This window comes from Gilvimarinus xylanilyticus, from assembly GCF_024195295.1.
In the GTDB taxonomy this organism is placed as follows: Bacteria; Pseudomonadota; Gammaproteobacteria; order Pseudomonadales; family Cellvibrionaceae; genus Gilvimarinus; species Gilvimarinus xylanilyticus.
On sequence record NZ_JAMFTH010000001.1, the window covers coordinates 1,295,053 to 1,317,246 of the forward strand.

Consider the following 22,194-nt stretch of genomic DNA (forward strand, 5'->3'; position numbering starts at 1 on the left):
AGCGACACCAATGGATCGTGAAAGCGAAAAAACCAAAACCCAGTTGCTTAGCGAGCTGGAATCTATTCAGGGTTTACTGCTCGACGATATTCCATTGCTTAACGAAGTCATTGAGCGGGTTCCTGAGACCGATAACCCATCCCCCTGGCAAGGGACGGATAACGAGCAAAACCAAACACCCCCGCAAGAATCAAAGCCATTCACGGCCAAGGCACGGGGAGAAAATCCGTTTTTACCGCAACATATTCGCGAACGCCTTAAAGGTTACCAAGGTCAGGAGTCCACGGCTGCAGCCGAGGCCAATACTCACCCGCGCCAACAAGATCTGATTGATGAGCTGGTTCGTTCGGTCATGCCGCAGCTCGAGGCCGAGTTAAGGCTGAAACTGGCCGCATTAAGTCACGACAGTTTGCAGCAACTGCTGCACGAAAGCGATTAAGCCGACTCGCCCCGCTTATCCCGCACAACAAAAAACATCACAGTGGCCACTAACACCAACAATATATTGGCCACAAACACACTATGATAGCCATAAGCCTCTGCCACGGTACTTACCAGCAGACTACTGATGAGTGTGCCCACATGAGTGGTGTTGGTGTACAGCGCCGACGCACTGCCCGCACGGCCGGGTAGCATTTGTTGAACCACTGAAACCCCAAGCCCCGCCAAAATACCAATAAATACCGCATTCGCCAGCTGCAAAACAAAGAGCTGCCAGAGTGCGTCGGCCCAATAGACACCCGCGTAAAGCGCCAAACCCGCCACCCCACTGGCGCGAACAATATTGATGGGACTGACCCGCGCTGCCAACACCCCCGCCAGCAACATCACCGGCACCTCAAGTCCTGCCGCCGTGCCCATAATCCAGCCGACCCATTGCGTGTCTAACGCCAAGTTGCGCGTCAAGTGCAATGGCAGACTGATCAAATAAGCGTTATTCACACCCCACATCAGCGAGAGTGCCAAAAGACAAAAGATCAAACTGCGTCCAGATGAGCCCGTAAGAACCTGCCGCCAGGGTAATACCTGCGCCTTATTAGCGGAACGATGATCGGCGAGCGCGGGCAACAACCCCAGCGTAAAAAAGCTGACCAAAACAAACAACCCCGCCGCACTCCAGTACAGCACAGCAAAGCTGAAGTAACTGACCAGCAAAAAACCCAACGGTGGTCCCGCCACCCAAGCGAAAGCAATTTGCGCGCGAACCAGCGCATTAAAAAGTGCAACCTTGTCTGTGGGAATAACCGTCTCGGCGTATTCCAGGCTGTAGGCCAGTACTTGGGAAAAGGCAACCATCGACAAGCTCAGAAGCCCAATAGCGCACAGGCAGGTAATCCAGTAATCTCGCGAGAGCGCAAAAATTGCGCAAGCAACCAAACCGACAAAACACAGCCCCACCACCAGCCAGCGCCGATCGGCCAGTTTATCTGACCAAGCGCCGATCAACTGATTATAAACAATGCTACCAATGGCAATGCCCGCGTAGGGAATGCCCACCCAGAACGGGCTGACCCCAATGGCGTCGGCAAAGAAGATACTCAGGGTCGGCAAAAGCAGAGCCCCGATAACGCCGGTGGCAAAAGACAAAAAATATATCCCCAGCGCACGGGGCTGAATTAAAACTCGCACAGCGTAAGACTCATCATGTAACCGATTAACTCTCAGAAAATAAAAAAGCCCCGCCCTGAGCAGAGCGAGGCTTTTCTGGTCTTATGCGCTGTTACAGCAACAAGCGACGAACATCGGCAATGACTGCGGTCAAATAGGTGAAGAAACGACCGGCATCGGCGCCGTTAATTGCGCGGTGATCGTAGGACAAAGACAGTGGCAACATGTTGCGCGGCTCAAAGTCTTTACCATTCCACACGGGCTTCATCTGGGCGCGAGAAACACCCAAAATAGCCACCTCGGGCGCGTTAACGATAGGCGTAAAGCCATTGCCGCCCATAGCACCCAAGCTGGAAATGGTGAAACAACCACCTTGCATGTCGGCAGCGGTCAACTTGCCATCGCGGGCTTTTTTAACCATGGCCGAAAAGTCATCGGCCAACTCCCACAGACCTTTTTTGTCCACGTCACGAATCACCGGAACCACCAAACCATTGGGGGTATCTACGGCCACACCAATGTGCACATACTTCTTCTGCACCAGGTGCTCACCATCGTGATGAATAGACACATTAAAGCTGGGCTCGGCCACCAGGGCCGCGGCACAGGCTTTGAGCAAGAAGGGCAATGGAGTCAACTTGCTGCCACGCTTTTCCGCCTCGGCCTTCAAGCCTTTGCGGAAGGCTTCCAGCTCGGTAATGTCGGCATCGTCAAACTGGGTAACATGGGGAATGTTCAACCAGTTGCGGACCATATTGTCTGAAGTGAGCTTTTTGATTTTGCTCATCTTCACGGTGTCAATTTCACCAAACTTGGCAAAATCCACCGCCGGAATCGCCGGGATGCCCGCGCCGCCAGACGCTGCGCCCTTGCCCTCTTGGCTGGCCGTGACAATGTTTTTCACATAGGCGCGCACATCGTCTTTGGTGATTCGACCGCGCGGGCCCGAGGCTTTGATTTTATCCAGGTCAGCGCCCATCTGACGCGCCAACTTGCGCACCGCGGGGCCGGCATAGGCACTGGAGCTGCTCTGGGCCACCTCGGTGTTGTCGGCCGTTACCGGCGAACCAGAAGTGGTAGTGCCTGCTTCGGGTGCAGACGCTTTTTGCGGCGCCGGCTCCGATTTTTGTGCCGGTACAGGTGCCGCACTGGCTTCACCTTCAAGCTGACAAATCACATCGCCCTGTGAGACCTTATCGCCTTCTTTGAGCGACATTTTCACGATTTTACCAGCGGCCGGAGACGGAATCTCCATGGACGCTTTATCGGTTTCCAGCACGATCAGGGTATCGCCCTCGCCCACTTCGTCGCCTTCGGCCACGGAGACTTCAATAACGTCAACGCCTTCGGCGCCGCCGATATCCGGCACAGGTACATCCTCAACACCACCGCCAGAGCTTTGCTGGGCAGGGGCGGATTCAGAGGCCTGAGGCTCGGGAGCGGCAGAGGCTTCACTCTCCCCACCTTCAGACGTCATTACGCCCAAGGTGTCACCCTGAGATACCTTATCGCCCTCTTTAAGCGCTAAACTGACAATCTTACCGTCGGCCGGTGCAGGCACTTCCAGAGATGCTTTATCGGTTTCCAGCACTACCAGCGAGTCACCTTCAGAGACTTCATCGCCAGCGGCTACACAAATTTCGATCACGTCGACATTTTCCGATCCGCCCAGATCGGGAATGGTAATGGTTTGTTCGGCACTCGCACTGCTTTTACTGGCAGGCTTTTGCTGGGCGGGCTCGGGCTTTTCTTGAGCGGGTTCAGGCTCTGGTGAACTTTCACCCTCGGCCTCAACCTCGACGATCACATCGCCTTCAGAGACCTTATCGCCCTCTTTGACTTTAATGGCGGTTACTTTACCGGCCACAGTGCTGGGCACTTCCATGGACGCTTTGTCGGTTTCCAGAACCACCAGCGAATCTTCCAGCTCAACGGTATCGCCTACGGCCACCGAAATCTCAATGACGTCTACGTTTTCCGAGCCACCAATATCGGGGACTTTTACTGATTCAATTGCCACTGTAACTCCTCGCTACTTTTTGCTATCCGCCCGGGCTTGTGGCTCGGGCGCAGTTTATCCATTGATCTTGCAGCCGCCTTGGCGGCTACTGGTCGCGGTAGCGACTAAACGGTCAATGGATCGGCTTTATCCTGATCGATACCAAATTGCTTGATGGCTTTGGCAACCACGTCCGCTTTTACCTTGCCTTCATCGGCCAGCGACTTAAGCGCGGCGATAACGACAAACTCACGGCTGACTTCAAAGAAGTGACGCAACTTTTCACGCGAGTCACTGCGACCGAAACCATCGGTACCCAAAACAGTGTAAGTGCCCGGAATGTAGGGGCGCAGCTGCTCGGAGTAGTTCTTCATGTAGTCGGTGGCAATTACAAACGGACCGTCTTTGCCTTCCAACTGTTCGGTCACATACGCCTTGCGCGGTTTTTCCGTGGGGTGCAACATGTTCCAGCGATCCACCGCCTGGCCGTTACGGGTCAGCTCATTCACACTGGTAACGCTCCACACATCCGCTTCTACACTAAAGTCCTTACGCAGAATTTCAGCCGCGGCGCGCACTTCGTTCAAGATGGTACCAGAGCCCATCAGCTGAACACGGTTTTTCTTCTTGCTGGTGCCTTTCTCCAGCTGATAAATCCCCTTAATGATGCCCTCTTCTGCACCTTCCGGCATATCCGGGTGCGAGTAGTTTTCGTTCATCAAGGTGATGTAGTAGTAGCAGTTTTCTTTGTCCTGATACATGCGCTTCAGGCCATCCTGAACGACTACCGCCACTTCGTAGGAATAAGTGGGATCATAGGTGCGGCAATTGGGGATGGTGTTTGCCAAAATCAGGCTGTGGCCATCCTGGTGCTGCAAGCCCTCACCGTTCAAGGTGGTGCGACCGGCGGTACCGCCCAGCAAGAAGCCGCGCGCTTGAGCATCGCCTGCCAGCCAGGCCAGATCACCGATGCGCTGGAAGCCGAACATAGAATAGTAAATGTAGAAAGGCAGCAATGGCTTTTCATGATTGCTGTAAGACGTTGCCGCCGCAACCCAGGCCGCCATAGATCCGGCTTCGTTAATGCCCTCTTCCAGAATCTGGCCCTTCTCGTGTTCTTTGTAGTACATGATCTGGCCGGCATCCTGCGGCGTGTACTTCTGGCCGAAGCGCGAGTAAATACCCACCTGACGGAACATGCCTTCCATACCAAAGGTGCGGGCTTCGTCGGGCACAATCGGTACCACCTGCTTGCCGACTTTTTTGTCTTTGATCAGGCTGTTTAACACCCGCACAAACGCCATAGTGGTGGAAATTTCGCGATCACCGGTGCTTTTCAGTTGCGCCTTAAAGGCATCCAGGGTGGGAATTTCCAGGGCTTCAAAATCGGCCTTGCGCGCGGGCAGATAACCGTTCAGCTCTTTGCGGCGCTCTTTCAGATAGCGCATTTCCGCGCTGTCTTCTGCGGGACGATAGTAAGGAATACTTTCCAGATCTTTGTCTTCAATCGGGATATCAAAGCGATCGCGGAAAGTTTTCAGCGCATCCATATCCAGTTTTTTCACCTGGTGGGCGTTGTTTACCGCTTCACCGGTGGGGCCCATACCGTAACCTTTAACGGTCTGTGCCAGAATCACCGTGGGCTGACCTTTGGTGTTCACCGCATTGTGGTAGGCGTTATAAACCTTGTTGGCGTCGTGGCCACCGCGGGCTAAGCGCAGAATCTCATCGTCCGACAAGTCAGAGACCAGCTCCAGCAACTCGGGGTATTTACCAAAGAAATGCTCGCGGGTGTAGGCGCCACCATTGGCTTTGTAGTTCTGCATTTCACCGTCACAGACTTCGTCCATGCGCTTTTGCAGCAGGCCGGTGGTGTCTTTTTCCAGCAGGCGATCCCAACCGGCACCCCACAGAACTTTAACCACGTTCCAGCCTGCACCGCGGAACACGCCTTCCAGCTCTTGCACAATTTTGGCGTTGCCACGTACAGGGCCGTCAAGGCGCTGCAGGTTACAGTTGATCACAAAGATCAGGTTTTCCAGTTTTTCGCGACCGGCCAATGCAATGGCGCCCAGGCTTTCCGGCTCGTCACACTCACCGTCGCCCAAGAAGGCCCAAATTTTACGATCGGCCATATCCGACAGGCCGCGCTGGTGCATGTACTGCATCACATGCGCTTGATAGATCGCGCCAATGGGGCCCAAGCCCATGGATACAGTGGGGAACTGCCAGTAGTCCGGCATCAACCAGGGGTGCGGGTAAGAAGAAAGACCCTTGCCGTCGACTTCACGGCGGAAGTTATCCAACTGCTCTTCGGTCAGACGGCCCTCAACGTATGAGCGCGCGTACATACCGGGCGAGCTGTGGCCCTGAAAATAAACCAGATCGCCGGGGCCGTTTTCATTGCCGCGGAAAAAGTGGTTAAAGCCCACTTCGTACAAAGTGGCCGCCGAGGAGAAAGAAGCAATATGACCGCCCAGCTCGTCCGCGCTCTTATTGGCACGCACCACCATCGCAATCGCGTTCCAGCGAATAATCGAGCGGATTTTCTGCTCAATGTAATGATCGCCGGGGCTTTGAATTTCTTTGGAGGGGGGGATGGTGTTGCGGTAGGGAGTGGTAATGGCCGATGGCTGATCAATACCGTGATCGGCCGCGGACTCTGACAGGCTCTTCAGAAGAAATGCAGCACGCTCTTTACCGACGTGACGAACTACAGAATCGAGGGCATCGCGCCACTCTCGGGTTTCCAGAGCATCTTGATCTTCTATCATTTAATTCTCCTCAGTCATGCGCCTTTTGAGCACATTTAGACAATGCGTTAGCACCAACGCGGACCTAGCCTGGCAGGATAAATACCAGTGGCCTCGCCCCCATTTAGCACTGACTTTCGCAGGGTTTACCCCTAGGGCCTATTGACCCTAGCAGGGGCCGAAAAATGCGCGAATTCTTACACATTTACGGCTTTTTTGCTAGTCCCGCCCCCCAACAGGCGGCGGAAAACCAATTTCGGTACAAAATTTGCTCAGCCGGACGATTTTTCGCTCAGCTTAGGGCAAGCGGTAGCCCGCCTCAATAATCTTGTGCGCTTCACCATAGGCCTCAAATGACGGCATGGTGCTGATATCTATGGCTTTTTGTCCTATCAAGCGTTTCGCGAAGCGCTCAATAGAAGCCGAGTTTAAGGCCGCCACAGCGGTGCGTTCATCACCGCGGTAAGCTTGTCGCACACTGCGCCAGAGCGACTCGTCCAGCCAAGTATCAACGGACTGGCGCCCCTCAAGGCTCCGTCCCAAACTCGCTTTAATTCCTTGTAACTGACCGCCTATATCTGGCTCATCCAGGCGCGATTGCACTGCCTTTAAAACGTCCTCCACCTCGACATCCGGAGCGAGCGTGAAGATGAGGCCGGGCCGACCAGCAATGGGATAATAGTGCGCTTGCAACGCCACCGAAGAGCGCTCCGAGCCAGACTCAACACTCAAAAGCTCACCATCAAGCAATCGCGCCAACGCTAGGGTAAAAACCCGGTCTCGCTCACCGTCGCCGGGTGCCTGCAAATAAACACGCAGGCGCTGATCGCGCGCAACCGCCAACAACCCCGATTGATCACCCACCACCAGCCCGGCGGGCTGGGCCTCGGGGGCGTTATCACTCAGAAAATAATGTTCCGCCAGGGCCTCCAAGCGCTGCGCCTCCTGGCGATACATATCGCCCACCATAAGCGCCTCAACCCGTCCGACCGGCGGCGCCGTTTTCAGCGATTGCGCATCCAGCGCCACAAGCGCCTGGCGCAAAGAGTCTCCGGACCAGGCGGGCCGATAGTGCCACTGCAACAAGGGGTCATAATAAATGGGGTGAAGCAGCCCGTCTGCGGCGCCCGCAAGCGCCTGCAAAACGCGATCGCGGGCCGACTCCCAGTTCTGTAACAGCGGCCAGGCATCGCTGTAGATTTGGCCCATGCGGTTAAGCATTAATCCCATTTGGCTATTGTAACCAGTCACCTGAACATCCAGACCTAAAGGGTGTGCCTGGACACGGTAATCGGCTCCGGCCATCCTGGCGTCAAACAAGGCGTTGTTCAGCGCATCGGCGTAAAGGCGTGACCACACCAGCGCCCTAGCGGCACTGTCGGCACTTGCGTTGGGACCGTTGTAAATCAATCGCAGGTATACGCTTGCCAAGGGCATGCGCGTGCTCTCGGGGCGGCTGTACCAGGCCCGAACCTTGTCTGTATCCGCCAGCACCGATACTCCGGCACCGCCTCCCCCCGCAAGCAACTGCGACTCTTTCATCGCCAACCGCTGGGGCACAAAGTTATTGGCCTCGGGCAGCGTCAGCTTACGCTTTACAGAGAGTTTAATATCCGGGTAGATTTCCAGAGCTTCGCGCAGCTGGTAAGGCGTGCGGGTGTCGAGTGTGCGAGCATCGAGGTCACCGCCGCGGTAGGAGCGCATGACCGCCAGGTTTTCCACTCTCAACTGCGCCAACAGCTCGCGATTGCGCTTTTCCTTAAAATCTCCCAGCTCATAGGGCGAGCTCAGCACCCGCTCCACATCCACCGCATGCATACGTGTGACCAGGCGCCGTAAATCGCGCGGGTTGCGCCACTGGTGGTAAGTGAAATCGTAACGAGCCGAGCGCGCCAGTTCTTGATAACGCCAGGATTCCAGACCGTGCAAACGAATTTGCTCAAGCTGATACATCAACAACGCGCCTATCTGCTCGTGAGCCTTGAGCCCTAAATCCGTAAGCGCAATCGTCACACGATACTCAGACGCGTTTTCGCCCTTTGCATACCACTGCGTCTGAATACCGAGGGCCCAGCCCAAATCGGCCAACAGCGCTGCCAAACTTCCCGGCCCTTGATGTTGCAGCAAGTAAGAGATTAGCGCCAATCCCTTACGGGTATCGGGCGTTGCAGCCTCGGGCAAGAAAAACGAAAACTGCAGCTCGGGCGGCGCATCGGTAATGGCGTCTACCGCGACCGGGAACTCTTGGTCTTGCCATGGAATAGCCGCCGCGTTTTCAGAAGACGACTTCTCGACTTTGCCTAAATCGGCCAAAACATCGCCCAAATGCTTTTCCAGCCGATCCAAAGAGGCAGAAGTGCGCACCACCAAGCGGGCGTGATTGGGTGTATAGAATTCGCGAATAAACGCTTCCAGCTCGGGCTTAACATGCTCAAGCTGCACCAAGCTCGCCGAGGGACCCAGTGCAGCAACAGGCTTACTCGCTACCGTGCGCAATACATCGTCGCGGCGTTCTGACGCCGACACCTGGCGCGGCGAGCGCATTAAGGTCGCCAAGCGCTGCTGGCCTTCGGCAATATTTTTAGGCGCGGGAGCGTCGCCGCGCAGTATCGCGGCCACCGCCGCTGCCGGCTCTATTCCGCCTCCGGTGCGTTCGAAATAGGTGTAACTCTCTCCGACCTCCGCCCCCCAGTAGCGCAACTCGGGGGATGAAGTAAAAGAGAGCGCCGCCAAACGGCTTAAATCGGGGGTATGAGCGGGATCATCCCGACGCCCGGCCGCTACCGACAACACCCAGCGCTCGGGCCCCTGCTCGCGAATAAGCAATACCTCAAGACCACTGGCAAAACGCAGAGCGCGGTATTCACGGGGATCGAATTCGCTGTGTACCACCTTTACAAGCTGCGCCCCTGTCGCGAGGCCCGCCCACAAAGCCAACCAAACGCCCCACAGCAGCGGTTGTAGAAAACGGCCGATTAACTCCCTCATTATTCCGGCTCACTCTCACCGGGGTGCCCCGCCTGCTGCACCCCGATGGGCCAGGCGTACAAAATCGCCTTCACCAAGGTCGCCAACGGAATTGCAAAAAACACTCCCCAAAAGCCCCACAGACCGCCGAAAACCAACACCGCCATAATAATAGCTACCGGGTGTAAGTTAACCGCCTCGGAGAACAGCAAAGGCACTAGCACATTGCCATCAATGGCTTGAATAATCCCGTAGGCGAGCATCAAGTAGAAAAACTCTGAGCTCCAGCCCCACTGAAAAAAGCCAATCATTGCCACCGGCAGCGTCACCACCGCTGCGCCGATATAGGGGATAACCACCGACAGCCCCACGGCTATGGCCAACAAAGCGGCGTAATTGACCCCCAGCAGAGCGAAGATCACATAAGAGACCGCGCCTACCAGTAATATTTCAATGGCTTTGCCGCGCACATAGTTCGCTATCTGCTCATTCATTTCGTGCCAGATCTTACTCATCACCGGGCGCTTATGGGGCAAAAAGCCGCCGATCCAGTTAACGATCAAGGTGCTGTCTTTGAGAAAGAAAAACACCAAAATCGGCACCAACACCAAATACACCAGCACCGCCAATAAAGCAGGCAAGCTGCTAACCGAAAAACTCACCACACTCTGACCAAAGCGACCCAGTTCGGCGGTGGTAACCGAAATTAACTCTTCGACCTGAACCTCGCTCAGCAGGTTGGGGTAGTTTTGCGGCAACAGCAGTAAAATCTCCTGCCACTCCCCCAGCATGCGGGGCAGCTCGGTCACCAAGCGAGCCGACTGCTGCCATATTACCGGCAGCAGTACCAACACAACCGAGGCCAAAATCGCCATTAGGAGCAATGAAGTCAAGGTCACCGCCAGCCAGTGCGGCGCCCCCCAGGCGCGCAAACGCACCACCACGCCCTGCATTAAAAAGGCGATGATCACACTCGCAATCATCGGTGCGAGCACTGTGCCCATGGTAAGCAGAATGATCAAACTGGCCGCGATCATCACCACCAGCAACACAGCCTCCTCATCCGAGAAGTAGCGATCAATCCAGCCGCGAAATACCTTTAACATGCCCACCCCTTAGCTCCGCTGAGAATTCTGCTGATGTTGATCATGCTTTTTACGCAGCCAATGGACAAACTCCCCATCGCGCTCGTTTTGAGCCAGCAATTCGTGGCCCGCCAATTCACAAAACGCCCGCACATCCCGCACAGACCCCTTATCCGTAGCCATTAAGCACAAAACCGCACCTGCAGGCATTCGGTTAAGCGCCTGCTTAGCGCGCAGTAAAGGCATAGGGCAAGGTAACTGACGGGCATCCACTGTTTCATCCGCGGCCAGGGAACCGGTGTTCATCATTTCGGTCATACACTCGACTAATTCGCGATAGGAGCACCCCAAAAATGTACTCACAGGGCGGGACGCAACATGCTATTGAACTATAGGTCCGGGCACAAGTACATAATCCAACCCCACTAGTGGTACTATGCCCGCCATCCAGATGCCCTATTTCAGCCTGGGCGTAGACCGCGCCGAGACGGAGTATTGAACCGATCGTGAAACGCTTTATCAACCGCACAGCCCTGGCGCTGTTACTCAGCTTACCTCTCGCCCCGGTAACGGCGAACGAATTAAACCTCCCCGATTTGGGCGATTCATCGTCAGGCATTATTTCCCCCCAAGAGGAAAAACGCCTGGGCCAGTTGTTTATGCGCAGCTACCGCAGCCAGATTCCCACCTCCTCGGATCCGCTGCTGATCGATTACCTAGAGTCGCTGATAGGCCAGCTGGCGCGTTACAGTGAATTGCAAAATCGCTCGTTTCACCTGATTGTCGCCGAAAACCCCACCATGAACGCCTTTGCGGCGCCGGGCAACATCATTGGGGTTCATACCGGGCTGTTTCTGTACTCTAAAACCGAGGCGCAACTGGCCTCAGTGCTGACCCACGAATTGGCACACCTTAGCCAACGCCACTACGCACGCCGCTTAGAGCAGCAGCGCAATATGACTTTGCCCTTCTACACCGCCCTACTCGCCAGTCTGGTGCTCGCCGCCAGCGGCAGCGGTGACGGCGGCATGGCGGCCATGGCGGCTACCCAAGCGGCCGCGGCCGATGCCCAACTGCGCTTTAGCCGCCAGAACGAACAAGAGGCTGATCGCCTGGGCATTCAAACCCTTATTCAGGCCGGCTACGATCCTTATGCCGCCGCCGATATGTTCGAGCAAATGCTGCGCGCCTCGCGCTACTCGCGCCGCCCGCCCGACTTTCTTTTGACCCACCCGGTGACCGAAAGCCGGGTAGCCGATGCCCGGGCGCGGGCCATGCGCTATCCGCGCACCCTAAAAGAAGACAGCCTGGAGTTTCATTTGATGCGCGCCCGGGTGCGAGTCGCCCAGGCCGAAAGTGCCCAGCGCGCGGTACAGCGTTTTACCGGCGAGCTCGAAGGCGACAGCATTTCCGCCGATGCCAGTCGCTACGGTCTGGCTCTGGCCTATGCCGAGGCGGCCGATGCCGACAAGGCCCGTGAAGTATTCGCGCCCCTGTGGCAGAGCGAGCCCGAACGCTTGACCTACCAGGTGATGGATATTGATATCGACATTGCCGCTGGCGATTATGAGACAGCCCTGGAAAAGCTGCAGGCGGGGCTGCGCAAGCTGCCCAACTACTACCCGTTTACCGTACGCTACGCCGAGGTACTGATGGATTCGGGTCGCTACCAAAGCGGCGCCAGCTTTTTAACCCAGGCGGTGCGCGAACACCCGGACGATCCCTACCTGTGGTACCTACTCGCCGAAATCAACGGCCTGGCCGGGGATGTCCTGGGCGTGCACGAAGCCCGCGCCGAGTATTTTATTCAGGTGGGCATTTACGACAAATCGATTGTGCAGCTGCGCAACGCGCTAAAGCTAACCGACGACAACTACAAAACGGCTCTGCTCACCGAGCGCTTACGCTATGTGGAGAAACTGCGCGCCGAGCTGGATCGATAAATCCGCCTATCGAGACCTTTCGCCTCGCTGAAGATGCCAGGACAATGGGCCTGAGGCGAATCAGTAATGGGGTGGCCTCTCGTTAGCGGGGGCCGCCACCCCCTGCTCGCGCTCGTAGGCCATATCGTCCAGCTTTTGCGCCAGCCGAGCATAAGCGTCGGTCAACTCGGTTAATTGGCGATCCTGCCGCGCGACGATGCTGTTCAGCTCGTTCAAGGTATCTTCCTGAAAAGCCAAACGGCTCTGTAAATCTTCTATTTCGGAACTCATTCCTACCTCTTATTTCAGCGCGTCAATCAGACGCTGAGCGCGCGCATCAATCAATAAACTCTGGCCCAATCGAGCGGTAACATAACCTAAAGCGATCCCGGTTTCCGGGTCGGCGTAACCCAGACTCCCCCCGGCCCCGGGGTGGCCAAAGCCCTGTGGGCCGCCAAAACGAGCGTCATCCACATCCCGCGACAACATAAACCCGAGACCAAAACGCAAAGGGACCCCCAGCACGGCATCCTCGCCTTCGCTGGATAACTGGGTAAAGCTCTTGACGGTTGATTCACTCAACCACTCGCCAGGGCTTAGCAGGGCCCGATAAAAACGCGCCAGCGAGCGGGCGTCGGTATGGCAATTGGCAGCGGGAATACAAGCGCTGCGCCACTCGCCCGAGTTCGTGCTGTTCATTAGCGTTAACGGGTTGGTAAAGGCCCGATTGGTGACCCCCTTGGGATCGGCCTTCATCAGTTGTCCCAAAGCTGCACTGTTGGCGCCGCGACTGGCCGACCCCAGCTCGCGCAAGGGCCGTTTTAACGGACCGACATCGGCCAGCTCTGGCTGTAATGAATCGGGCACCCCACAATAGGCATGTAGCCCCAATGGCTCCGCCACTTCGCGTTGAAACAGCTTGGTGTAATCGGACTCGCCACTGACCTTGCAGGCGATATTGGCCAGCAACCAGCCATACAAAAAAGGCGAATATCCCTGGCGGCTGCCGGGCTCCCACCAGGGGGTTTCATACTCCAGCAGCGCGCGAACACTATCCCAGGCAAAAATGACCGGGTCTTTGACCCGCGGGTGGAAGGCACTCAGCCCACTGGTATGGTTGAGGATTTGGCGCGTGGTAATCGCAGCTTTGTCCCGCGCGGCAAACTCGGGCCAATAATCGCCGACCGGCCTGTCCAGCTCCAGCAGACCCCGCTCGTACAAGCGCATAATCACCGCCGCCACCAAAGGCTTACCGGCTGAGAAAATATTCACACCCGTATTTTCAGCCCAGAGCTTGCGCTGCGCCCGATCGCGGGTGCCCGCGTAAAGGTTCGCGATCAGCTTATCGTGTCGGTAAACCGCCAACGCCGCACCCTGCTCGGCACTTTCAGCAAAATTCTGCCGAAAAGCATCTACCAAAGGCTCAGCCTCGTCCTGCCACTGACCCTGCACTTCAATCATGTTCAGCCTCCGGTGAGGTTTGCGCGGCATAATAGGCGGCCAGATGCTCGATATCAGTCTCACTCACATTCACCGCCATGGCATTCATCATGGGGTTTTGGCGCTCGCCACTTTTAAAGCGGCGCAACTGCTCGGCAAGATAAGCCTTATCTTTGCCCGCCAGCGACGGGTAGGATGCAACCCGAGATACTCCCTTGGGACCGTGACACCCCACACAGGCACGCGCTTTGCGCTCTCCCAGCGCGACCGGATCGGCAATCTCGGCCCCCGCCGGTGGCGCACTTTGCCCGCAACCATAAACCGCCGCGAGGGTTAATATCATCAACGCCCTTATCAACACACAAATCTCTCCTACCCTTGTCAGGCTCTGGGCCGCATTATACAGGTAATGCTCGGTTATACTGTGGCTTCGCCACTGGCGCCAGAAAACAATTTTGGCAGCCCAACCACTATGCGAGAGGAGTTATATGAGTAAAAACTCACGATTGGTTTATTCCACCGATCAAGGCCGTATCAAAGAAGAAAAACCCGCGCCCGAGGCCCCGGCAGGCGACGGTATTGTGCGTATTTGGCGCGAAAGCAAGGGCCGCGGGGGCAAGGTGGTCAGCGTCGTCAAAGGCCTGCCTCTGGCCGGCGCCGAACTTAAAACCCTGGCCAAAAAGCTTAAACAAACCTGCGGCACTGGGGGCGCCATCAAAGACGGCAATATCGAAATTCAGGGCGATCATCGCGAGCCGCTCAAGGCCGCGCTGGAAAAGGCCGGCTACCAGGTCAAGCTTGCCGGCGGCTAGCGCGCTACGTCGGCATACGAGTGGCGCAAATCTTGCTCAAATGCGCTTTAGCGCACCCACTGACGTTTTTCTGACATATTGACCTGAGACCGCTATGGAAACAACTTTTGCCTACTCGCTGCTCGACACCTGCATCAAGATTGCGCTGGGGGCCGCCATCGCCCTGTTCAGCGTCTGGTGGTGGCAGCGGCGGCAGACCATCGCCGGACCGCGCTCGCTGCGCGAGCAAAAGCACCTAGCCACCTTCGAAGCCATTTCGGACTTTGTGGGTCAAGTTACCCACTGCTTCAGTAAATACGCCTCGCTGGCGGCCGAATCGGTAGAGTTTGGCGAGCGTTGGCCCGCGGCTCGCAAAGCGGAGTTAGAACAAGTGAGTAACGAGCTGGTGGAAAGCTTTCAGAAAATGGCGGATGCCGAAGCCAAGCTCTTAATGCTGGGCGAGAAAAACCTGGAACGCAGCCTGAAAATTTACGCGGGGCAAATAGTCGCCTTTCGTCGTCAGGTCTACGCCGGACGCAAAGATATCACCTCAGAGCAGGTGGTCGCTTTACGCCAGGGCGTACTTCAAGCGCGGGAGAGTTTTTACGATATGCTGAGCCGAAAATACGACAAGGTTTTATCAAACCCTCAATAACCCCAAGATTCGCAGCCATAAAAAAACGCCCCGAAGGGCGTTTTTTTATGAATTGCCGTAGCTCATTAAACGCTCATAACGCTTTTCTAGCAGCTCTTCAATCGGCACCCCGGACAAGGTGTCCAACTGTTCGCTTAAGCGCAGCTTAAGAGTCTCAGCCATCGCATCAATATCCCGATGCGCACCGCCGAGTGGCTCGGGAATAGTTTCATCCACAATACCCAACTCTTCCAACACGGTAGAGGTAACGCCCATAGCTTCGGCCGCCAGGGGCGCCTTGTCCACGGTTTTCCAGATAATATTGGCGCAGCCTTCGGGCGAAATCACAAAGTAGGTGGAGTACTGCAGCATGTTCAGGTGGTCCCCCACGCCGATGGCCAGCGCCCCACCAGAGGAACCTTCACCGATCACGGTGCAAATAATGGGGGTCTTAAGGCGCGACATAACCGCCAGGTTTTGCGCAATCGCCTCACTGATGCCCCGCTCTTCCGAGTCAATACCCGGGTAGGCCCCTGGGGTATCAATTAGAGTCAATACCGGCAGTTTAAAGCGCTCGGCCATTTCCATTAAGCGCAAGGCTTTGCGGTAGCCCTCGGGCTTGGGCATACCAAAATTACGGGCCACCTTGTCGTTGACGCTGCGGCCTTTCTCTTCGCCAATAACCATTACCGGCTTGCCATCTAAGCGCGCCACACCCCCGACAATCGCCTGGTCATCACCGAAGTGGCGATCGCCATGCAGTTCGTCCCAATCGGTAAAAATACGCTTGATGTAATCGGTGGTATAGGGCCGCTGAGGGTGGCGGGCCACCTGGACAACCTGCCAGGAACTCAAATTGGTATAGATGCTTTCGGTCAGCTTAGTGCTCTTTTCCCGCAGCTTGGCAATCTCTTCGCTGATGTTCAGATCATTGTCGTTGCCCACCAGCTGCAACTCTTCGATCTTGCCTTCCAGCACCGCGATGGGTTGCTCAAAATCCAGATAGTTCAGGTTCATAGTGTCACTTGTATGTTCTGGGCTCGCCCGCGAGCAAGCTCATCAATTTTTTGGTATTGGTGCCCATAAGATACGCTAAAGCGCTCTTTTAGTCGACCTCTGCCCTGCTGGCCCCGCCACTATCGGGTGCCGACAATAAACTCAGGTTATGGGTGGCGCCAATTATTCGGCCGCAGAAACTTGGGAGGGAGAGAATGGTGCCGGAGCCGCACTAAAATAATTGCGCACATCCCAGTAACTACGCCACCAACAAAATTAAAAATAATTTTGTGCCCCCAAAAGTGCCCCCAAGGGCAGACCGATACCCTTTTTTAGTAGAGGGCGATGGGCGCGCGGATTATAGCAAACGGTTAACGAATTTTGTTAACCAAGAGATTTTCTATACGTGAGTTTAGGCGCGGTCTAGCTTTTGATTGTGTTTTGAACACACAACAGCCCCCCCCGGCCTTGCCGTGGTGAATTCCTTTTCAATTACTCACCTATAAAAATTACTCTGAGGGCGCGGTGTCCGGCTGGTAGCTTCCAAGGTTTGGAGATACCCCCCCCTATAAAATTTGGGTCTCGCAAAAACTAACTTGAGGGCGCGGTGTCCGGCTGGTGCCGGTAAAAGTTTTTAACCGCCCCGTGGGGGTGTCAATCAGGTAAGCCAGGGCAACAGCTACAGGATAAACACAGCCCAGCACGGCACCAGGTGCAAGCCAAAGCCGCCCACCGCACACAACAAGCAACAAAGATTAAGCAGTAATCCTTACACCTGATAGCCACCCCCATACACCACCAAGCCTAGCCGCTTGTGGCGCGGTCTAATGGAGCCAATAAGGGGGCGGGAGCCAGACACGGAAAAAAGTAACGTTACTTCCGTTACACCCGTTACAACAATTATTAATTACTTATATATCAATGTGTTACCGGTTATAAAACGTGTAACGGGTGCAGTTTGGCTACCCGTTACCTACGTTACAAACCAGGCAAAATTGAACAATAAACAAGCAACAACGCTGAATATACGCGGCAATCACCGTATTTTATCGCCACAACACCGCCTAAGCTCACGACACCAGGAAAGCTATAAAGGCGGAACAATGGGAAGGGCTAAAGCGAATGGCAGGCAGGACACGCGAAGCAACAAGGCCAGTTAATCAGGCTTAACCTTTACCCCGTGCTCACCTTCAAAAGTCACACGACCGGTATCTAACAAGGCATCCCTCACCGCCTGCAAATTCTCGACGCGTACAGAGGGTAAACCATCCGCCCGGTCTATTTTATTAACGGTGGACAACCCCACGCCGCTCTTATCTGACAAGTCTTTAGCGTTCCAACGCAACCCGGCGCGGGCCATTCTTACTTGTATTCCGGTAACCATGCCACCCCCAACAATAATTAGATTTATTAAAAAGGTAACAAATAACCAAACAAAAGCAACAAATATTATTGACAACCCAACAAAAACAACTATTATTAGTAACAAGTTAACAATATTTATTACCTTTGGAGCGGCAACAATGACCAAGAGCGACTACTTAAAAGAGCTGAAAGCGCATGATTGGACATACGAATACGCCAGCGGCCCAAGCTATTACAAAGGCCGGGACAATGCCCAGCGCCTGAAAGCTACTGCGGACACTGCCCCCGAGCTGGCCGAACTGTATAACGCCTATAGCGCTTTTGTGTGGTCAGGCGGTGAAGAGCCCACCATTGCGGAACCCACCCGCACCAAAGCCACCACCCGCGCCGTTATGGTTGACGCATGGGACGCAGCCCGCCGCGCTGCTAAGCGCTATGGCTACCCCGCCAAAGCCTTTATTGCTCAGGCTATGCGCCAGGCATGGGCCAAAGTGAAGGCCACCAGGTTAATCAGCAAACACGACACCAGCCGCCCCCGTGTGGTGTACACCGTGCGCATAGATGAACGTCTAAACCGTAACACCAAGTTACGCGACCAATTGGCCGTAGAGGTCTACTTTAGCGACTACAACGCCGCACAAGCCGCCCGCGAGCTACTGGCCCAAGCATTCACCAAACCATTTATTAAAACTGAAAGCACTTGCTTTGCTTAAACCAAGGGAACCCAACACATGCAAGCCACTACCACCCAACACCAAGTCATAGTAGATCAAGCCTTTACCGCCAATGGCGACACCTACCGCCCCGGCTGTATTGCCACCATCGAACCAAGCGCAGCCCTTAGCGCTGGCGACTACATAGCCGCAATCACACCAGCCGGACGGCTGGAGGTGTTGCACGTTCAAGATAATGGCGCGGGACTAAGCTACCACACCACCACCCCTAAAACGCCGACACAGGCCATTACAGGCACCGTTCACAACGTCGGAAGAATCCGGGCAATTTCTAAAATCATCCGCTAGGAGGAACCACCACAATGAATGCCGGCACTGAATACCGAGCCAACGCCCACGACAAATACACACCCTACCCTGAAGGCTATATGACCATCAGGGCGACCGATAACGAACTAGATAAAGGAGACGCTATTAACTACACGTTAATGCGGGCACAAGGGCTTATTGAATTATTAGAGCTAGCCTATGTGAACTGGGATTTAAACAAGGAAAGAGAAAACGCCGTGCATACACCTTCACCTGAAGTGCTAATGGCCTGCGTTCAAAACCTGAAGGGCCAACTTCACCAACTGGAAATACTTACCAACAGCAGCGGGCTATAAACCACAACCACCCAACCCAAAAAAAGGACAACCACTATGCAAACCACCAGCTATTACCACGGATTGAAAAAGACAAAAGCAAAAGAGTACGACCGCGCCCGTCACGGGATGCAAGCGCCCGTAGCGCCGGAAGGGAATTTATATACCGTCCACTGGCACCCCGGTAGCTACCGCATCAAAGAGAGGCGCTCCCCTTTCTTTTTCCGCAAACACCACGCCAGGCGATTACTAAAACTACTACAGGAGAAATACGGAAAAAACATGGCAATAATTTATATCCACTAGCACCCAAAAGGCGGGCACCTAGCCCGCCAATTGCTTAAAAACTGGAATCTACCCCCGCCGTTTTATTGTCCGCCTCTGGCGCTTCGCCTTCATCGTCACACATCAACATAGAGTTGCGCACCTTATACACCCGTACACGCTTTTTACCGTGGTTTGGCAACGGTGAAGTAACCGTAAATTCACCGTTTCTAAGTGCTGAATCCGACAGGATAAGCGCCCCACGGTCACGCAACAGGCGAGCGATACGCTTATAATCCCAGCCTTTGCACACACTCCGGCGGAAGTGTTCAGGGTAGATATAAAAAACCACATCGGCGGTATCACCCTCTAGCGGGTCGCTGTCTATTTCTTCGCGCCGATACCCCCAAGACTCAGCCGTAGTAGGTACATGACTATCAATCACCAGCTTGCCTTCATCGTCTGGCGAATCCCAGCGTTTAAAACGGCTTTCACCGTATTTGCTCAAGGTTTCGCGCACATGCTCCAGCATTTGCTTATCTTCTAGGTTACCTTCACCGCCCCGCGCCTCAATCCACGATTGAAAACACGCATCAGCGGCCCGCATGGCTTCGCCCTTTTGCCAGCCGGTTAACCCTTTAGACGTGGCCAGCTCACCAGCCACCCCCACCAGGGCAAACTTACTTGCGGCCCGCGTTACCTGCCCGCCTGCATTCGCGGTAAGGTGAATCTGTTTAAAGTTCGCCACCTTTTCCATTAAGCGCTCGCAAAACACCGCCCGCCTATCACCTGATACAGCACTCAATAACGCCTCCAGGAATTCCGGGAAAGCCGTGCCGTGGTATTTATTCATTGTTTCGCGTAGGTGCTCAGATAATGCCGCGCCGCCTTCAAATTCGTGGGCAGTATTAAAAACGCCGTATTTTTTGCGGTCTGTTTCGGATTCCTGAAAGGTAGAGCGCAAGCCGATAAAGCGCATCTCCATTCCGCCGGTTTGCGCCTTGCCGCTTTCCATTAAATATTGCTCTAACGTCTTTTCGCCGTTACTTAAAAACGTAAGCCGCCAACGGTGCTGATTATTGCCCGCTTGCCCGCGATCATTCGCCCGGTGTTTGCCTTGCCCATTGCCCAGCATATACACCACATCGCCAATTATGCGCGGGTCTACTTGGTTAATTTCATCTAAGGCGAGTAACAAATCAGAGTGCGCCGCCGCTTGCGCCTCTAGCGCATTGTCAGTGCTGCGCCAGGTACACTTATAATCATCAGGTTTACCGTAGACCGAGCAAGCCACGTTCAACAGCGTGGACTTACCCCAGGACGAATCACCATAAAAGTGAAAGCCCATAGTCTCATAGCCCAACAGCTCCACCAGGGGCGAAGAAAACGCCGCCGATACGGCAAACACGGCAAGCGGGTTACCGGCGCAATACTTCGCCACATTATCCCGCCATTGCTCCAGAGTGCCAGACGGTGACAGCTTGCAAAGCGGCTCACCTTCCGAGTAATACATAACCGGGTCTTTGCTCTCGCCTATGGTGCGCTCTGGCAACACAAAAACGCCCTTGTGCCAGCCCATTTTGTAAGCCAAGGCCACCCGGCTTTTAATATCCCCGCCCTGTAAATACTCCAATAGCTTGCGCTTGGCTTCACGGTGACTATCAATATCAAGGCCGCGATCAAACAAGCCGCGCACCACTTCCGCCCCACCCTCTGTGGCGAATAAGCGCATGGGAATATTCCAGTGTTTTTCTACGCCGTCATAGTCGCAAAAGCGCACCAATTTACCCCAGTTGCGCCCGGTGCCGTGACCATCACGAGACAACGCCAACACATCAAGCCGGGCACATACACGCCGCTTTTTTTCCGCCTTGGCATCGAAAAAGTAAACGCCGCTATCGTCTACCGTATAGCCAAAAGGCGCGGCATTATCTGAAGGCTCAGGAGCGGCCCCCGTTTGCAACTCTGGCGCGCTTGGGGCGCTGGGGGTGCTATCACCCCCACCCGCAACCAACAAACGATTATCGGCAATCAGGGCGCTCAGTTGCTCAGCGGTAAAGCCCAGCTCTAACGCGTCCGCCGCGTCTGCCTTCTCTGGCCATTCCGGCCCAAAGTTCGCCAGGTCAACCACGGCAAAGCCAACCACGCCCGCCGCCGTTAATGCCGCCTGCAATGTGGTAACGCTTTTTAACCCCGCTTCATCATTATCAGGCCAGAACCACACCACACGCCCTGCAAGCGGCTTAAAATCCGTTTTCCCTATGGCCTTACTGCCACCGCTCCACGTCATACAAAGCCGATCAGGGAACAGCAGGCGGGCGGCATCGGCGGCCTTTTCCCCTTCCACCAACACTACAGGGGCGGACGCATCAAACCGGCCCAATAATTCCAGCCCATAAAGCGGGCGATTGTCTGGCAGTTGGAGCCAATGCCACTTGGTATAGCCGTTTTTCTTGCCATAGTTTGCTGGCCTGTATTCCTTTTTACGCTCACCATTGGAGCCGGTACGGTCAAACCTCGCCACACGCATTAACAAGGCCCCGGACTCGCTGAGATAATCCCAGTAGCGTGAAGCCGTCCCCAGCTGGTAATGCTTTACCGGGCAACTTTTGGCAGCTTTTGCCGGTGGTGGATACACAGGCTCAAAGGCCGGTTTTTTCGGTTTGCGCTTCGCTGGTGGGGGTGTGGTGGCGTTACTGGCATCCATACCGAGGAACGCGGCCAACCGCTTGCACGCTTCGCCTTGCTCTATTCGCTCTAGGTACGCCACCAAGGCTATTAAATCGCCGCCCTTATCGTCGGTGGCAAAGTCAGACCATACCCCCGTATTCAGGTTAATGCTGAAGCTCCGAGCGCTACCATCGGCGCGGGTCGGGTTAATCGCTACCCATTCATGCCCCTGCCTTTTGCCGTCCGGTGCCCAGTGACTACACACTGATTCCGCACTATTCAGGGCAGCATCAGCCACCGCTTTAAAATTAAGCTTATTACTCACCATAAAACCCTTATATCTTGATCACCCCGGCCCCGGTGAATGCTCACAGGGCGCGAA

Annotated in this window: 20 protein-coding genes; 8 read left to right on the forward strand and 12 right to left on the reverse strand. The window is 55.1% G+C overall.

Annotated elements, in window-relative coordinates:
• The first annotated feature begins 10 nt into the window (after window positions 1–10).
• Window positions 11–439, forward strand: coding sequence for a hypothetical protein (locus tag M6D89_RS05510; RefSeq protein WP_253967023.1), 429 nt, complete (start codon window positions 11–13; stop codon window positions 437–439).
• On the opposite strand, the gene M6D89_RS05515 is transcribed toward M6D89_RS05510, so the two are convergent.
• From M6D89_RS05515 to M6D89_RS05540, 6 genes are all read right to left on the reverse strand, one after another.
• Window positions 436–1,587, reverse strand: coding sequence for a sugar efflux transporter (locus tag M6D89_RS05515; protein ID WP_253967024.1), 1,152 nt, complete (start codon window positions 1,585–1,587; stop codon window positions 436–438). The two genes, M6D89_RS05510 and M6D89_RS05515, sit on opposite strands and share 4 nt — an antisense overlap.
• 133 nt (window positions 1,588–1,720) lie before the next feature.
• Window positions 1,721–3,628 (reverse strand): pyruvate dehydrogenase complex dihydrolipoyllysine-residue acetyltransferase, encoded by a 1,908-nt coding sequence (aceF, locus tag M6D89_RS05520; RefSeq protein ID WP_253967025.1) that lies wholly within the window; start codon window positions 3,626–3,628, stop codon window positions 1,721–1,723.
• A gap of 104 nt (window positions 3,629–3,732) precedes the next feature.
• Window positions 3,733–6,381, reverse strand: coding sequence for a pyruvate dehydrogenase (acetyl-transferring), homodimeric type (gene aceE / locus M6D89_RS05525; protein ID WP_253967026.1), 2,649 nt, complete (start codon window positions 6,379–6,381; stop codon window positions 3,733–3,735).
• A gap of 276 nt (window positions 6,382–6,657) precedes the next feature.
• On the reverse strand, window positions 6,658–9,348 hold the full coding sequence (locus tag M6D89_RS05530) for an insulinase family protein (RefSeq protein ID WP_253967027.1): 2,691 nt from the start codon (window positions 9,346–9,348) through the stop codon (window positions 6,658–6,660).
• Complete coding sequence (locus tag M6D89_RS05535; RefSeq protein WP_253967028.1) at window positions 9,348–10,433, reverse strand: AI-2E family transporter; 1,086 nt, start codon at window positions 10,431–10,433, stop codon at window positions 9,348–9,350. Before M6D89_RS05535 ends, M6D89_RS05530 begins: the two co-directional genes overlap by 1 nt.
• A gap of 9 nt (window positions 10,434–10,442) precedes the next feature.
• Window positions 10,443–10,730 (reverse strand): sulfurtransferase TusA family protein, encoded by a 288-nt coding sequence (locus tag M6D89_RS05540; RefSeq protein WP_253967029.1) that lies wholly within the window; start codon window positions 10,728–10,730, stop codon window positions 10,443–10,445.
• Between the two features lie 188 nt (window positions 10,731–10,918).
• Here M6D89_RS05540 and M6D89_RS05545 point away from each other — a divergent pair, with 188 nt between their 5' ends.
• On the forward strand, window positions 10,919–12,355 hold the full coding sequence (locus M6D89_RS05545; RefSeq protein WP_253967030.1) for a M48 family metalloprotease: 1,437 nt from the start codon (window positions 10,919–10,921) through the stop codon (window positions 12,353–12,355).
• A 60-nt stretch (window positions 12,356–12,415) separates the two neighbouring features.
• Here M6D89_RS05545 and M6D89_RS05550 read toward each other — a convergent pair whose 3' ends face one another.
• Genes M6D89_RS05550 through M6D89_RS05560 form a run of 3 tightly spaced genes read right to left on the reverse strand, consistent with a single transcriptional unit; the run spans window position 12,416 to window position 14,117 of the window.
• A complete protein-coding gene (locus tag M6D89_RS05550) occupies window positions 12,416–12,625 on the reverse strand; it encodes a SlyX family protein (protein ID WP_253967031.1) in 210 nt (69 codons plus the stop codon).
• 9 nt (window positions 12,626–12,634) lie between these two features.
• The gene (locus M6D89_RS05555) at window positions 12,635–13,795 is read right to left on the reverse strand and encodes a serine hydrolase domain-containing protein (RefSeq protein ID WP_253967032.1); all 1,161 of its coding nucleotides are present in this window, start codon (window positions 13,793–13,795) and stop codon (window positions 12,635–12,637) included.
• Window positions 13,788–14,117, reverse strand: a complete 330-nt coding sequence (locus M6D89_RS05560) for a c-type cytochrome (RefSeq protein WP_253967033.1) — start codon at window positions 14,115–14,117, stop codon at window positions 13,788–13,790. Before M6D89_RS05560 ends, M6D89_RS05555 begins: the two co-directional genes overlap by 8 nt.
• Window positions 14,118–14,262: 145 nt before the next feature.
• Here M6D89_RS05560 and yciH point away from each other — a divergent pair, with 145 nt between their 5' ends.
• The gene (gene yciH / locus M6D89_RS05565; protein ID WP_253967034.1) at window positions 14,263–14,586 is read left to right on the forward strand and encodes a stress response translation initiation inhibitor YciH; all 324 of its coding nucleotides are present in this window, start codon (window positions 14,263–14,265) and stop codon (window positions 14,584–14,586) included.
• A gap of 94 nt (window positions 14,587–14,680) precedes the next feature.
• A complete protein-coding gene (locus M6D89_RS05570) occupies window positions 14,681–15,220 on the forward strand; it encodes an energy transducer TonB (protein WP_253967035.1) in 540 nt (179 codons plus the stop codon).
• A gap of 45 nt (window positions 15,221–15,265) precedes the next feature.
• Here M6D89_RS05570 and accA read toward each other — a convergent pair whose 3' ends face one another.
• Entirely contained in the window at window positions 15,266–16,216 is a 951-nt protein-coding gene (gene accA / locus M6D89_RS05575) for an acetyl-CoA carboxylase carboxyl transferase subunit alpha (protein ID WP_253967036.1), read from the reverse strand.
• A gap of 1,135 nt (window positions 16,217–17,351) precedes the next feature.
• Window positions 17,352–17,726 (reverse strand): helix-turn-helix domain-containing protein, encoded by a 375-nt coding sequence (locus tag M6D89_RS05580; protein WP_253967037.1) that lies wholly within the window; start codon window positions 17,724–17,726, stop codon window positions 17,352–17,354.
• Between M6D89_RS05580 and M6D89_RS05585 the strand changes: the two genes are divergently transcribed.
• From M6D89_RS05585 to M6D89_RS05600, 4 genes are read left to right on the forward strand one after another with little or no spacing between them, the layout of a single operon-like run.
• Entirely contained in the window at window positions 17,719–18,273 is a 555-nt protein-coding gene (locus tag M6D89_RS05585; RefSeq protein WP_253967038.1) for a hypothetical protein, read from the forward strand. The two genes, M6D89_RS05580 and M6D89_RS05585, sit on opposite strands and share 8 nt — an antisense overlap.
• Before the next feature lie 18 nt (window positions 18,274–18,291).
• Window positions 18,292–18,582, forward strand: a complete 291-nt coding sequence (locus M6D89_RS05590) for a hypothetical protein (protein ID WP_253967039.1) — start codon at window positions 18,292–18,294, stop codon at window positions 18,580–18,582.
• Between the two features lie 14 nt (window positions 18,583–18,596).
• Window positions 18,597–18,899 carry a hypothetical protein gene (locus tag M6D89_RS05595; RefSeq protein WP_253967040.1) on the forward strand — a complete coding sequence of 101 codons (303 nt, stop codon included), beginning with the start codon at window positions 18,597–18,599 and terminating at the stop codon, window positions 18,897–18,899.
• Window positions 18,900–18,935: 36 nt separating this feature from the next.
• Window positions 18,936–19,184 (forward strand): hypothetical protein, encoded by a 249-nt coding sequence (locus M6D89_RS05600; protein ID WP_253967041.1) that lies wholly within the window; start codon window positions 18,936–18,938, stop codon window positions 19,182–19,184.
• Window positions 19,185–19,218: 34 nt separating this feature from the next.
• On the opposite strand, the gene M6D89_RS05605 is transcribed toward M6D89_RS05600, so the two are convergent.
• Entirely contained in the window at window positions 19,219–22,140 is a 2,922-nt protein-coding gene (locus M6D89_RS05605; RefSeq protein ID WP_253967042.1) for a DUF927 domain-containing protein, read from the reverse strand.
• Between the last annotated feature and the right edge of the window lie 54 nt (window positions 22,141–22,194).

Excerpts from the sequence above, each read along its gene's own strand:
- M6D89_RS05510 (WP_253967023.1), top strand. The coding sequence starts at position 11 with ATGGATCGTGAAAGCGAAAAAACCAAAACCCAGTTGCTTAGCGAGCTG.
- aceE (WP_253967026.1), bottom strand. The coding sequence starts at position 6,381 with ATGATAGAAGATCAAGATGCTCTGGAAACCCGAGAGTGGCGCGATGCC.
- M6D89_RS05530 (WP_253967027.1), bottom strand. The coding sequence starts at position 9,348 with ATGAGGGAGTTAATCGGCCGTTTTCTACAACCGCTGCTGTGGGGCGTT.
- M6D89_RS05535 (WP_253967028.1), bottom strand. The coding sequence starts at position 10,433 with ATGTTAAAGGTATTTCGCGGCTGGATTGATCGCTACTTCTCGGATGAG.
- M6D89_RS05540 (WP_253967029.1), bottom strand. The coding sequence starts at position 10,730 with ATGACCGAAATGATGAACACCGGTTCCCTGGCCGCGGATGAAACAGTG.
- M6D89_RS05550 (WP_253967031.1), bottom strand. The coding sequence starts at position 12,625 with ATGAGTTCCGAAATAGAAGATTTACAGAGCCGTTTGGCTTTTCAGGAA.
- M6D89_RS05555 (WP_253967032.1), bottom strand. The coding sequence starts at position 13,795 with ATGATTGAAGTGCAGGGTCAGTGGCAGGACGAGGCTGAGCCTTTGGTA.
- M6D89_RS05560 (WP_253967033.1), bottom strand. The coding sequence starts at position 14,117 with ATGATATTAACCCTCGCGGCGGTTTATGGTTGCGGGCAAAGTGCGCCA.
- yciH (WP_253967034.1), top strand. The coding sequence starts at position 14,263 with ATGAGTAAAAACTCACGATTGGTTTATTCCACCGATCAAGGCCGTATC.
- M6D89_RS05570 (WP_253967035.1), top strand. The coding sequence starts at position 14,681 with ATGGAAACAACTTTTGCCTACTCGCTGCTCGACACCTGCATCAAGATT.
- accA (WP_253967036.1), bottom strand. The coding sequence starts at position 16,216 with ATGAACCTGAACTATCTGGATTTTGAGCAACCCATCGCGGTGCTGGAA.
- M6D89_RS05585 (WP_253967038.1), top strand. The coding sequence starts at position 17,719 with ATGACCAAGAGCGACTACTTAAAAGAGCTGAAAGCGCATGATTGGACA.
- M6D89_RS05590 (WP_253967039.1), top strand. The coding sequence starts at position 18,292 with ATGCAAGCCACTACCACCCAACACCAAGTCATAGTAGATCAAGCCTTT.
- M6D89_RS05595 (WP_253967040.1), top strand. The coding sequence starts at position 18,597 with ATGAATGCCGGCACTGAATACCGAGCCAACGCCCACGACAAATACACA.
- M6D89_RS05600 (WP_253967041.1), top strand. The coding sequence starts at position 18,936 with ATGCAAACCACCAGCTATTACCACGGATTGAAAAAGACAAAAGCAAAA.
- M6D89_RS05605 (WP_253967042.1), bottom strand. The coding sequence starts at position 22,140 with ATGGTGAGTAATAAGCTTAATTTTAAAGCGGTGGCTGATGCTGCCCTG.